The organism is Aminobacter carboxidus (genome assembly GCF_014863355.1).
GTDB classification, from domain to species: Bacteria; Pseudomonadota; Alphaproteobacteria; order Rhizobiales; family Rhizobiaceae; genus Aminobacter; species Aminobacter carboxidus.
Genome location: NZ_JACZEP010000010.1, coordinates 51,809 through 63,066, shown reverse-complemented (window position 1 = coordinate 63,066; position 11,258 = coordinate 51,809). Strand labels below are relative to the sequence as shown.

The 11,258-nt window shown below is 63.4% G+C and carries 16 protein-coding genes; 9 read left to right on the top strand and 7 right to left on the bottom strand.

The genetic code is table 11. The features are described 5' to 3' along the window. Positions 1 to 4: 4 nt before the first annotated feature. Both cobS and IHE39_RS24030 read right to left on the bottom strand, forming a co-directional pair. Positions 5 to 991 (bottom strand): cobaltochelatase subunit CobS, encoded by a 987-nt coding sequence (gene cobS / locus IHE39_RS24035; protein ID WP_067957584.1) that lies wholly within the window; start codon positions 989 to 991, stop codon positions 5 to 7. A 116-nt stretch (positions 992 to 1,107) separates the two neighbouring features. Continuing rightward, complete coding sequence (locus IHE39_RS24030; RefSeq protein ID WP_192568219.1) at positions 1,108 to 1,734, bottom strand: J domain-containing protein; 627 nt, start codon at positions 1,732 to 1,734, stop codon at positions 1,108 to 1,110. A gap of 141 nt (positions 1,735 to 1,875) precedes the next feature. On the opposite strand from IHE39_RS24030, the gene IHE39_RS24025 reads away from it, so the two are divergent. From IHE39_RS24025 to IHE39_RS24010, 4 genes are all read left to right on the top strand, one after another. Next, positions 1,876 to 2,178, top strand: a complete 303-nt coding sequence (locus IHE39_RS24025) for a BolA family protein (RefSeq protein WP_184774511.1) — start codon at positions 1,876 to 1,878, stop codon at positions 2,176 to 2,178. A 98-nt stretch (positions 2,179 to 2,276) separates the two neighbouring features. Then, the gene (locus IHE39_RS24020; protein WP_192568218.1) at positions 2,277 to 2,621 is read left to right on the top strand and encodes an ArsR/SmtB family transcription factor; all 345 of its coding nucleotides are present in this window, start codon (positions 2,277 to 2,279) and stop codon (positions 2,619 to 2,621) included. Between the two features lie 4 nt (positions 2,622 to 2,625). Next, a complete protein-coding gene (locus IHE39_RS24015) occupies positions 2,626 to 3,204 on the top strand; it encodes an arsenate reductase ArsC (protein WP_192568217.1) in 579 nt (192 codons plus the stop codon). A gap of 2 nt (positions 3,205 to 3,206) precedes the next feature. Continuing rightward, positions 3,207 to 3,893: an aquaporin gene (locus IHE39_RS24010; RefSeq protein WP_192568294.1), complete on the top strand. Its 687-nt coding sequence runs from the start codon at positions 3,207 to 3,209 to the stop codon at positions 3,891 to 3,893. Here IHE39_RS24010 and IHE39_RS24005 read toward each other — a convergent pair whose 3' ends face one another. From IHE39_RS24005 to IHE39_RS23985, 5 genes are all read right to left on the bottom strand, one after another. After that, positions 3,894 to 4,289 carry a type II toxin-antitoxin system VapC family toxin gene (locus tag IHE39_RS24005; RefSeq protein WP_192568216.1) on the bottom strand — a complete coding sequence of 132 codons (396 nt, stop codon included), beginning with the start codon at positions 4,287 to 4,289 and terminating at the stop codon, positions 3,894 to 3,896. After that, on the bottom strand, positions 4,286 to 4,519 hold the full coding sequence (locus tag IHE39_RS24000; protein ID WP_192568215.1) for a type II toxin-antitoxin system Phd/YefM family antitoxin: 234 nt from the start codon (positions 4,517 to 4,519) through the stop codon (positions 4,286 to 4,288). The genes IHE39_RS24005 and IHE39_RS24000 overlap by 4 nt, the downstream gene beginning before the upstream one ends. 61 nt (positions 4,520 to 4,580) lie before the next feature. Next, positions 4,581 to 5,489 carry an HlyC/CorC family transporter gene (locus IHE39_RS23995; protein ID WP_192568214.1) on the bottom strand — a complete coding sequence of 303 codons (909 nt, stop codon included), beginning with the start codon at positions 5,487 to 5,489 and terminating at the stop codon, positions 4,581 to 4,583. After that, positions 5,486 to 6,598: a 3-dehydroquinate synthase gene (gene aroB, locus IHE39_RS23990; RefSeq protein ID WP_192568213.1), complete on the bottom strand. Its 1,113-nt coding sequence runs from the start codon at positions 6,596 to 6,598 to the stop codon at positions 5,486 to 5,488. The genes IHE39_RS23995 and aroB overlap by 4 nt, the downstream gene beginning before the upstream one ends. After that, entirely contained in the window at positions 6,595 to 7,218 is a 624-nt protein-coding gene (locus IHE39_RS23985) for a shikimate kinase (protein WP_184774498.1), read from the bottom strand. The genes aroB and IHE39_RS23985 overlap by 4 nt, the downstream gene beginning before the upstream one ends. 132 nt (positions 7,219 to 7,350) lie before the next feature. Here IHE39_RS23985 and IHE39_RS23980 point away from each other — a divergent pair, with 132 nt between their 5' ends. The 5 genes from IHE39_RS23980 (at position 7,351) to IHE39_RS23960 (ending at position 11,248) form a co-directional block, all read left to right on the top strand. Beyond that, on the top strand, positions 7,351 to 7,500 hold the full coding sequence (locus IHE39_RS23980; protein ID WP_115730645.1) for a histidine kinase: 150 nt from the start codon (positions 7,351 to 7,353) through the stop codon (positions 7,498 to 7,500). Beyond that, the gene (locus IHE39_RS23975; protein ID WP_192568212.1) at positions 7,497 to 8,408 is read left to right on the top strand and encodes a site-specific tyrosine recombinase XerD; all 912 of its coding nucleotides are present in this window, start codon (positions 7,497 to 7,499) and stop codon (positions 8,406 to 8,408) included. Before IHE39_RS23980 ends, IHE39_RS23975 begins: the two co-directional genes overlap by 4 nt. 98 nt (positions 8,409 to 8,506) lie before the next feature. Then, complete coding sequence (locus tag IHE39_RS23970) at positions 8,507 to 9,457, top strand: acetyl-CoA carboxylase carboxyltransferase subunit alpha (protein WP_184774494.1); 951 nt, start codon at positions 8,507 to 8,509, stop codon at positions 9,455 to 9,457. Positions 9,458 to 9,737: 280 nt separating this feature from the next. Further along, positions 9,738 to 11,009, top strand: coding sequence for a L,D-transpeptidase family protein (locus IHE39_RS23965; protein WP_192568211.1), 1,272 nt, complete (start codon positions 9,738 to 9,740; stop codon positions 11,007 to 11,009). A gap of 5 nt (positions 11,010 to 11,014) precedes the next feature. Further along, entirely contained in the window at positions 11,015 to 11,248 is a 234-nt protein-coding gene (locus IHE39_RS23960; RefSeq protein WP_184774490.1) for a sulfurtransferase TusA family protein, read from the top strand. The last annotated feature ends 10 nt before the right edge of the window (positions 11,249 to 11,258 follow it).

The following is an 11,258-nucleotide window of genomic DNA, read 5'->3' as shown; positions in this document are numbered from 1 at the left end:
GTTCTTATCCCAAAACGACGTTGGCGGCGGATTCCGGCAGGTCTTCGCCGAAGGCGCGCTGGTAGAACTCGGCCACCACGGAACGTTCGAGCTCGTCGCACTTGTTGAGGAAGGTCAGCCGGAACGCCATGCCGACATCGCCGAAGATCTCGGCGTTTTCGGCCCAGGTGATGACGGTACGCGGGCTCATGACCGTCGACAGGTCGCCATTGATGAAGGCCGAACGCGTCATGTCGGCGACGCGGACCATCTTGTTGACGATCTCCTTGCCCTTGGCGTCGCGGTAATGCTTGGCCTTGGCAATGACGATGTTCACTTCATTGTCGTGCGGCAGATAGTTCAGCGTCGTCACGATCGACCAGCGGTCCATCTGTGCCTGGTTGATCTGCTGGGTGCCGTGATAAAGCCCTGTGGTGTCGCCAAGGCCAACCGTGTTGGCGGTGGCAAACAGGCGGAAGGCCGGGTGCGGACGGATGACGCGGCTCTGGTCGAGCAGGGTCAGGCGGCCCGAGGATTCGAGCACGCGCTGGATGACGAACATCACGTCGGGGCGGCCGGCATCATATTCGTCGAAGCACAAGGCGACATTGTGCTGGTAGGCCCAGGGCAGGATGCCGTCCTTGAATTCGGTGACCTGCATGCCTTCCTTGACGACGATCGCGTCCTTGCCGACGAGATCGATACGGCTGACATGGCTGTCGAGGTTGACGCGGACCATCGGCCAGTTGAGGCGGGCGGCGACCTGCTCGATATGGGTCGACTTGCCGGTGCCGTGATAACCCGACACCATGACGCGGCGGTTGTAGGCAAAGCCGGCGAGGATCGCCATGGTCGTTGCCTTGTCGAACAGATAGTCCGGATCGATGTCGGGCACATGCTCCGACGAGGCCGAATAGGCCGGCACGACCATCTTCGAATCGAAGCCGAAGGTGTCTTTCACCGACACCGTGGTATCAGGCAGATTGGTGATGTCGCGATCGACCTTGTTCATAGCGTCTCCACGCGCGTGGCTTCAGGCCACGCCGGCAATCGAATTTTCTTCGGGGGCGGTCTTAAAGCCTTTTTTGACCAGATGAAAGTTGGAAAAAGGCCGCGGCCGCGGCTGGCTCAACACAATCCCGCTTGCTTGAGCACGCGATAGGCCTGGAGCACGTCCCTGAAGCGGTCCTCAGACCCCCGGTCGCCGCCATTGGCGTCGGGGTGGTGGCGTTTGACCAGTTCCTTGTAGCGCGTCTTGATGTCGGTCGCAGTCGCCCTGGTATCGAGCCCCAGCGTCTCCAGCGCCTTGGCTTCCAGCGGCTTGGCCTTGCGCTGGCGCGGTGCGCCCTGCCCGCCGAACACGTTGCTGGCGTCGCGCATGCGATTGTAGTAGCCGGCGCGGCCCGAGCGCTGCTGGGCAAAATCCGGTGCCGAGCGCGCCGCGCCGTTGGAAGCTGCGGACGCATTGGAACCGATGGTCCAGGTCGGCCGGTGGCCGGTCAGCGCTTCCTTCTGGAAGCGCGCGATGTCGCCGTCGGCGAGGCCGGAGAAATAATTGAAGCCCTTGTTGTACTCGCGCACGTGGTCGAAACAGAAGCGGAAGTACTCGCCTTCCTTCATCCGGCCGACAGGCGCCTTGTGCGTTCCCGGCTGCTTGCAGCCGTCCCACTGGCAGGCCGGGGCGTGCGACTTCACCTCCGCTTCCGGATCGGGCCGGACGCGGATCTTGTCGAAATATTTCGGATACGACTTCATCTGATTGTATTTACCGCCTCTTGGCGCGGCGAAACAAGAATTGACATTTCAAGGATGTTGGCCCTAACGCCTGATTTGCGGCCCAATTTTGCCCGAAGGCACGATTTGCCGCGGCGACACATGTGGTGAAAGGCGAGAGCGATGTCCATACAGGCGACCATCGAAACAAAGCTGAACCAGGCATTTTCGCCGGAACGGCTTGCCGTCCTCAACGAAAGCCACCTCCATGCCGGCCATCACCACGTCGATGGCGGCCACCATGCAACATTCGACGGCTCAGGCGAAACCCATTTCCGCATCCGTATCGTCGCACCCGCTTTTGCCGGCATGAGCCGCATCGATCGCCACCGCGCCGTCAACGAGGCACTTGCAGCCGAGCTCAAGGCCGGCCTGCACGCGCTCGCCATCGAACCGGCAGCGCCTGGCGAAAAGACGCGCTGGTAGCAGACCCTCGACGCCCGCTTTGAACGCCAGCGTTTGAATGATCGCGGCTAGGGCTGTGCCGTCATGTGGCTGTCACATATATCCATTACTCCGGATATATGGATGCAAATGACACGATCGACGCGCTCGCCGCTTTGGCGCAGCCGACCCGGATGGAAGCCTTTCGCCGGCTTGCCGCCGCCGAACCCGAAGGCATCGCCGCCGGCGAGCTGGCGCGCCGGCTCGACATTCCGCAAAACACCCTGTCGGCGCATCTGGCCGTGCTTGTCCGTGCCGGCCTCGCCGCCGGCGACCGCCACGGCCGCTCGATCATCTACCGCGCCGACCTTACTGCCTTGCGCAACGTCGTGCTGTTTTTGCTGCAGGATTGCTGCGACGGCCGGCCGGAAATCTGCGCCCCTCTGATTGCCGAACTGTCCCCTTGCTGCGTTCCACAGGAGTGATGCCATGACGCACAGGCCCTTCAACGTGCTGTTCCTCTGCACCGGCAACAGCGCCCGCTCGATCCTTGCCGAGAGCATCCTGCGCAAGGACGGCGCTGCCAACTTCAACGCCTTTTCCGCCGGCAGCCAGCCCAAGGGCAGCGTCAATCCGTTCGCGCTGAAGGTGCTCGAAAGCTACGACTATCCGATCGACGGCTTCCGCTCGAAAACCTGGGACGAATTTGCCGTTGCAGGCGCGCCGGAGATGGATTTCATCTTCACCGTCTGCGACGATGCCGCCGGCGAAGCCTGCCCGGTCTGGCTCGGCCATCCGGCCAATGCCCATTGGGGCATCGAGGACCCGAGCCACGTCTTGGGCAGCGACCTCGAAAAGGAAGCCGCCTTCGTCACCGCCTTCAAATACATGCGCAACCGCATCGCGGCATTCGTTGCCTTGCCGATATCAAGCCTCGACCGCATGGCGCTGACCTCGCATCTCCACGACATCGGCAAGATGGAAGGCGCAAGCGCCAAGGCCAGCGACACGAATACCGGCAGCGGCATTGATCCCAGCGGCAAAAGCATCGGCGACTCGGGCAAATGAGCATGCCGCTGGCACGACGCCTGTTTGCCGAATGTCTCGGCACCGCCTTCCTGCTCGCCACCGTCATTGGCTCCGGCATCATGGCAACGCAGCTTGCGGGCGGCAACGTCGCGCTCGCTTTGCTCTGTAACGCTGTGGCGACCGGTGCCATGCTGGTCGTGCTGATCACCATATTGGGGCCGGTTTCCGGCGCGCAATTGAACCCGGCGGTCAGCCTGGTCATGGCGCTCGACCGGCGCCTGGCATGGTCGCAGGTTGTGCCCTACATCGCCGCACAGCTCGCCGGGGCGATCCTCGGCGTATGGCTGGCGCATGCGATGTTCGATCTGCCGCTGCTGCAGCTTTCGACAACCATCCGCACCGGCCCGGGCCAATGGCTCGGCGAAGCCATCGCGACATTTGGCCTGGTGCTGACCATCCTCGGCTGCATGGCCCAGGCGCCGAAAACGACGCCGGTCGCTGTCGGCCTCTACATTCTCGCGGCCTACTGGTTCACCTCGTCGACGTCGTTTGCCAATCCTGCCGTGACCATCGCACGCGCGCTGAGCGACACATTTGCCGGCATAGCACCGACCGACGCGCCGGCGTTCATCGCAGCGCAGCTGGTTGGAGCCCTGCTCGGTCTGGCGGCGGCAAGACTGTTGTGGCCCGCCCCTCGATCCGCAGAGGAGGCCGCCACGGCGCGATGACTACCAGATGCTCTTCACGTGAGGGTAGCGCGAGATCCTGGTGTCTGCGCTAACCAGCGGCGCGCCCAGTTCTCTCGCCAACGCGACAATCATCCGGTCCGCCGGGTCGGCATGGAATTTGCCCGGTAGCGTCACACTCCGCACCGCCACCACATTGTCGACGGGAATGAAACGAAAGCCCTCGATTTCGCCGGCAAGATCGAGCCAATGCGAGACGTCCATTGAAATTTCCAGCTTGCCTTTCGCAACCAGCATGGCGATCTCCCAGGCTGAGATCGACGACGCGACGACGCCATCGCCACGCAGTCCGCTTTCGATCGCCTGCAGCGCAGCCTTGGACAGGCTGGAACTGCCATTGACCCACCAGACGAGGGCGTGGGTATCCAGGACGATCATTTCAGGACTTCCCAGTCCCCCTCGCCGACCGGCGCGAACGGATCGTCATAGCGCAGCACTGACCCCTTCAGCCTATCAAGCGGGTTGTGGGGCTTTTGAGCGATCCGCCTGATCTCCAGCTTCGGCTGGCCATGATCAGTGACAATAAGCGGCTCGCCGGTCGCTTCGATTTCACGAAACAACTCCAGCGCTTTTGCCTTGAACTGGGATTTCGAAACGCGCGCAACCATCGGTCGCACCTCCTGCATCTTCCGAAGATAGTGCAAAAATGACTATGGTCAATGACCATGGTCAGCGCGGCGATGGCGGCTCCACCACCAATGCCGGCCGGATCCTGATTCGCGCCAGCCGGTTCTTGTCGCGCTTCATGACGATGAAGCGCTTGCCGTGGAAGGTGAAGGCCTGCTTTTCCTCGGGGATCGACTGGGTCTCGTGGATGACCAGGCCAGCGATGGTCGTTGCCTCGTCGTCGGGCAGATGCCAGTCGAGCGCGCGGTTGAGGTCGCGGATCGGCACGGTGCCGTCGACGACCACCGAGCCGTCGGCCTCCTGCTTGACGCCCTGGACGTCGATGTCGTGCTCGTCGGCGATCTCGCCGACGATCTCTTCGATGATGTCTTCGAGCGTCACCAGCCCTTCGACCTCGCCATATTCGTCGACGACGATGGCGAAATGCGCCTTGCGCCGCAAAAAGGCGTTGAGCTGTTCCTGCAGCGTCGTCGTGTCGGGCACGAACCACGGCTTGGAGGCGACCTTTGGCACATCGACCCTGGAATAGTCGCCCTCGACGTCGTTGAGCGCGCGCAACAGGTCCTTGGCGTGGACGACGCCGACGATGTTGTCGATCGAGCCGCGCCACAACGGCATGCGTGTATAGGGGCTTTGCAGGATCTCGCGGACCAGCGCTTCAGAGGCGATGTCGGCATTGACCGAACGCATCGCCGTGCGGTGGACCATGACGTCGGAGACTTCGAGCTCGTGCAGGTCGAGCAGGCCACCGACCTGGTCGCGGTCCTGCTTGACGACATGGCCGTCGCGGTGGAAATCGTCGACCGCGCCGCGCAGCTCGTCATGGGCCGAGCGCTGCGGCGTCAGCTCAAAAAGCTCGTAGCCCAGCGATGCGAGCAGACGGTCGCGAAACACCAGGGCCAACAAGATCAGCCCCGCCAGAATGCCTGCGACGATCCAGCCAGCGCTCATCCCGGATGGTTCTCCTTGAGAAACGACACGACCTCCGAGGCCGGCACGTCCTTGGCGATGAAGGACTGGCCGATGCCGCGCGTCAGGATGAAGGTCAAGGCGCCGCGCGACACCTTCTTGTCCTGGGTGATGTAGCCAAACAGTGCCTCGGCATCGGGCAGCGCGCCGGGAATGTCGGCCATGCGCCATGGCAGGCCGACGGCGCGCAGATGCGCCTCGACACGCGCCGCATCGTCGGGGCTTGCCAGGTTGAGCCGGGCCGAGAAGCGATGCGCCAGCGCCATGCCGATGGCAACGCCCTCGCCATGCACCAGCCGCGCGCCGTCATAGGCTGTGGCGGCTTCGAGCGCATGACCGAAGGTGTGGCCGAGATTGAGCAAGGCGCGGTCGCCGGTTTCGAACTCGTCGCGGGCAACGACATCGGCCTTGGCACGGCAGGACTGGGCAATGGCCTCGATGCGGGCCGGACCGCCTGAAAACACCTCCTGCCAGTTGTTTTCCAGCCAGGAAAAGAAGTCGGGGCGGTCGATCAGGCCATATTTGGCGACCTCGGCATAACCGGCGCGGAACTCGCGCAATGGCAGCGTGTCGAGCGCTGCGGTATCGGCCAGCACCAGCCTGGGCTGGTGGAAGACGCCGATCAGGTTCTTGCCGCGCGGGCTGTTGATGCCGGTCTTGCCGCCGACCGACGAATCGACCTGGGCCAGAAGCGAGGTCGGCATCTGCACGAAATGCATGCCGCGCCTGACGATGCCGGCGGCAAAGCCGGTGAGATCGCCGATGACACCGCCGCCAAGCGCGATCACCGCATCGCCGCGTTCGAGCCGGGCGGCGATGATCTGGTCGACGACGGTTTCGAGCGAAGCAAAGCTCTTGGTCTTTTCGCCTGCCGGCAAGGTGATCACCGCAGGCGCATTGCCGGCAGCGCTCAGGCTTTCGACCAAAGGTTCAAGATGGGCGGCAGCGACGTTTTCGTCGGTGACAACAGCCGCACGCGCCTTGGGCAGGCGCTTGTGGATCAGCTCGCCGCCACGTCCGATCAGGCCGGGACCGATCAAAATGTCATAGGCGCGCTCGCCAAGTCCGACTTCGACAGTGACGACGCTCATTCGTGATCCTCCGAGCCTTCCGAAACGTGAATCCTGCCGGGCACGCCGAAATGGCTGCACAGCGCTTCGATGACCTCGCTGGCGATCGCTTCCTTGCGGTCGTCGCGCGTCGCCACCATGAGGTCTGCAAGGCCATAGACCGGGTAGCGCTCGTCCATCAGCTTGGAAAGCACGGCGCGCGGATCGGCGTTCTGCAGCAGCGGCCGGTTCTGCTTTTTGGAAACCCGTTCCATCAGCAGGTCGAGCTCGGCCTTGAGCCAGATCGACACGCCGTGGCCTGAGATCGCCGCGCGGGTCTGCGCGTTCATGAAGGCGCCGCCGCCGGTCGACAGCACCTGCGGACCGTTCTCCAAAACGCGGCCGATGACGCGCTGCTCGAGCGCGCGGAACTCGACCTCGCCATAACGTTCGAACAGTTCGGGAATGCTCATCCGCGACACGCTTTCGATCTCGTGGTCGCTGTCGATGAAGCCGAGCCCGAGTGCCTGCGCGACCTTGCGGCCGATGGCGGTCTTGCCGGCCCCCATCAGGCCGACAAAGACGATCGAGCGCGTGCCCAGCCGTTCAAGCAGGGCAGCGACGGAGCCTTCGGGAAATGGTGTCTGCGCGTCGGGTGTCATGGCGTGCCTTTCGCCGGCGTATCGACATGAAAAGCCCCGTTGCGTCAAGCGCATGAGGCCAAACGCGCCCTTGAATTGCCTGAAGCGGCGTCCCATAAGGGCACAGGATAGGACAGACGGGCAAACACATCGATGCCGACACTTTTCCGGTTCCTTGTCACGCTCGCTGTTCTGGCGGGCATCGCTTACGGCGCCATGTTTGCGCTGGTGATGTTCGTCGAGCCGAAGAAGGCCGAAATCACCGTGCGCATTCCACCGGAAAAGCTCGCGCCCAAAAAATGAAAAGCGGCGCGCGCATCGAGGCCTTCCTTGAAATGATGAGCGCCGAGCGCGGGGCTGCCGACAACACGCTTTCGAGCTATCGCCGCGACCTCGAAGACGCCTCGGAATTTCTGGGCGGCCGCCTCGCCGAGGCCGACGCCGCAGCGATCCGCAGCTATCTCGACGACATTGCCGGGCGCGGCTTCGCGGCGACCTCGCAGGCGCGCAAGCTCTCGGCGCTCAGGCAGTTCTTCCGCTTCCTTTATGCCGAAGGGCTGCGCAGCGACGATCCGACCGGCATCCTCGACAGCCCGAAAAAGGATCGGCCGCTGCCCAAGACGATGAGCGAGGCTGAAACAGGCCGGCTGCTCGACCGCGCAGCGACCGAGGCAAGTGAAACAGCCGATGGCGACAGCCTGGCAGCGACCCGGATGCACGCGCTTGTCGAGGTGCTCTACGCCACCGGCTTGCGCGTCTCCGAGCTGGTCAGCCTGCCGCTGACGGTTGCCATGCGCGACGAACGCTTTTTCGTCGTGCGCGGCAAGGGCGACAAGGACCGCATGGTGCCGTTGTCATCCAAGGCGCGCACAGCGATGCGGGCCTGGCTCGACCAGCGCAATCGTGATCCAAGGCAAGCCGACAGTGTGTTTTTGTTTCCCGCTTCATCACAAAGCGGCCACCTGCCGCGCCAGGTTTTTGCCCGCGACCTCAAGGGCCTTGCGGCGCGGGCCGGCATCGCTTCGGCGAAAATCTCACCGCACGTGCTGCGCCATGCCTTTGCCAGCCACCTGCTGCAAAATGGTGCCGACCTGCGCGCCGTGCAGCAATTGCTCGGCCATTCCGACATTTCGACCACCCAGATCTACACCCATGTTCTGGAAGAACGGCTGCTGAAACTGGTCAACGAGCATCATCCGCTTGCCGATTAGAGCCCATATCGCTATGTGAGTGCCACGTTCCACTGGCGCGGTGCCACATTCCCCGGCCCCCGGTGCCTCAAATTTTCAGCGTGGTAGTCCGCTCGCCAATGTACAATTACCTCGATTTCGAAAAACCGGTCCAAGATCTCGAAGGCAAGATCCTCGAGCTCAAGAAGCTTGCCGAAAATGGCGAGGCCGTCGATGTCGGCGACGAGATCAAGCGGCTGGAGAAGCGCTCGCGCGATGCGCTGCGCGACGCCTACAAGGCGCTGACGCCGTGGCAGAAGGTCCAGGTGGCGCGCCACCCCGACCGTCCGCATTGCCTCGACTACATCAACGGCCTGTTCACCGACTTCACGCTTCTGGCCGGCGACCGCAATTTCGGCGAAGACAACGCCATGGTCGGCGGCTTCGCCCGCTTCCGCGGCGAGCCGGTGCTGGTGCTCGGCCAGGAAAAGGGCAACGACACCAAGAGCCGCCTCAAGCACAATTTCGGCTCGGTCCGCCCCGAAGGCTACCGCAAGGCGGTGCGCCTGCTTGAAATGGCCGACCGTTTCAACATCCCTGTCGTCATGCTGGTCGACACCGCCGGTGCTTATCCCGGCGTCGGCGCCGAAGAGCGCGGCCAGGCCGAGGCCATCGCACGCTCGACCTCGACCTGCCTTGGCCTCAAGGTGCCGTCGATTGCCATCGTCATCGGCGAAGGCGGCTCGGGCGGCGCCATCGCCATTGCCGCGGCCAACCGCGTCTTCATGCTCGAACATGCGATCTATTCGGTGATCTCGCCGGAAGGTGCAGCCTCGATCCTGTGGCGCGACACGACGCGCTCCAAGGACGCGGCGACCAATATGAAGATCACCGCGCAGGACCTGCTCTCGCTCAAGATCATCGACAAGATCATCGAAGAGCCGCTCGGTGGCGCGCACCGCAACGCCGAAGCCGTCATTTCGGCCACCGGCGACCTGATCGCCAGGACGTTTGGCGAATTCAACGGCTCCAACATCGACTTCCGCGAGCAGCGGCGCGAGAAATATCTCGCCATCGGCCGCAGCCTCTGAGCATCGGCCCGAGGATCGCCAACGATTTTTCCGAAAAGGCGCGATACGCAGCCAGTGATTGCATAAACTGTGGCCTCGACGGGCCACGGCACGGTTTCGCCACAAAATTGCCGCCTCGCCCGGTTCAATGAACTTGCCGTGATTTTTCGCGCGTGGGACGGGCCAGGAACTTGCGGTAAGGATTTTTCAAGGTTAACGACCCTAAGGTCGAGGCAGTACCAGGACGGGCCGGTCGTTGGCGCATGTGCCATGACTGCAATCAGAGACGACATTTAGACCGATGATCGCCAATATCGCACGCGCCGGATTGCTTCTCGCTGCCCTTGCGGTAGCCGGCTGTTCGGAATCTTCCGTGACCGACTTCGTGCCGCAGCACGCCAACAGGCAGCTGCCGGCCAAGATCGTGGCCGAAATGAAGGCCAAGGGCATGACACGCACCTCGCCGGTCTTGGCGCGCGTGTTCAAGGAAGAGGCCAAGCTGGAAGTCTGGAAACAAAAGACCAACGGCCGCTACGACCTGATCGCCACCTACGACATCTGCAAGATGTCGGGCAAGCTCGGCCCCAAATTCACCGAAGGCGACCGCCAGTCGCCGGAAGGTTTCTACACCGTGCGTCCGGGCCAGATGAACCCGAACTCCAGCTACCACCTCGCCTTCAACATCGGCTATCCCAACAGCTATGACCGCGCCAACGGCCGCACCGGCTCGAACCTGATGGTGCACGGCGCCTGCTCGTCGTCGGGCTGTTTTTCGATGACCGATGCGCAGATCGAAGAGATCTATGCCTTCGCCCGCGACGCCTTCAAGGGCGGCCAGACCGAGTTCCAGGTCCAGTCCTATCCGTTCCGCATGACCCCAGCCAACATGGCGCGTTACCGCAAGGACCCGAACTACCAGTTCTGGGCGATGCTGAAGGAAGGCTACGACCACTTCGAAATCACCAAGGTGCCGCCGAAGGTCGACGTCTGCGAAAAGCGCTATGTCTTCAACCAGATCCCCGAAGCCGGCACAGCGTTCAATCCGACCGGCGCCTGCCCTGCGGTGACCCAGCCGCAGGCGCTGCAGACCGCCTACCAGGCCTATAAGAGCAAGTATGACGCGGCCTTTGCCAGCGCCACCGGCGCTGACATTCCAGCACCCAAGCCGACGATTGCCGGCCTCAAGGAAGCGGCCATCGTTTCCGACTGGACCAAGCGCCGCGCCCGTGGCGAGCGCGTGACCATCGAACCGCCTGCCATGGCCCAGGACGGCAGCATCGTCCAGACCACCGCACGCATGGGCCGCATCGATTCGGCCGAAGGCCGCCGCATGGCAGCGGCTGACGCCGCAGCGGACGCCAAGAAGAAGGCGGCCGAAGAAAAGGCCCAGGCCGTCGCTGCCGCCAAGGCTGCCAAGCTTGCCGCCCAGCAGGAAGTCGTGACCGCCACCGTGCCGCAGCAACAGCCTGTGGTAACAGAAGCGCCGACGCAGGCCGCCCAGGTCGCCCCTGTCGAAGAGGCAGGTGCCGCCACCAAGCTCAAGAAGAAGCTGCTCGGCCTGTTCGGCAGCTGACCAGCGTGAGCGAAACCACCGACATTTACGATCTCAGGGGGCTCAACTGCCCCCTGCCCGTGCTCAAGGCGAGGCGCCGCCTCGCCGACATGGCATCGGGCGAGCTGTTGTGGCTCGAAACCACCGACCCGCTCGCCGTCATCGACATCCCGGCCTTCTGCCAGGAGGCCGGCCATAAGCTGGTCGAAACGGCGCCGGTCACCGGCGGCCACCGCTTTCTCGTCGAACGCGGCAGCTGATTTTCGGCAA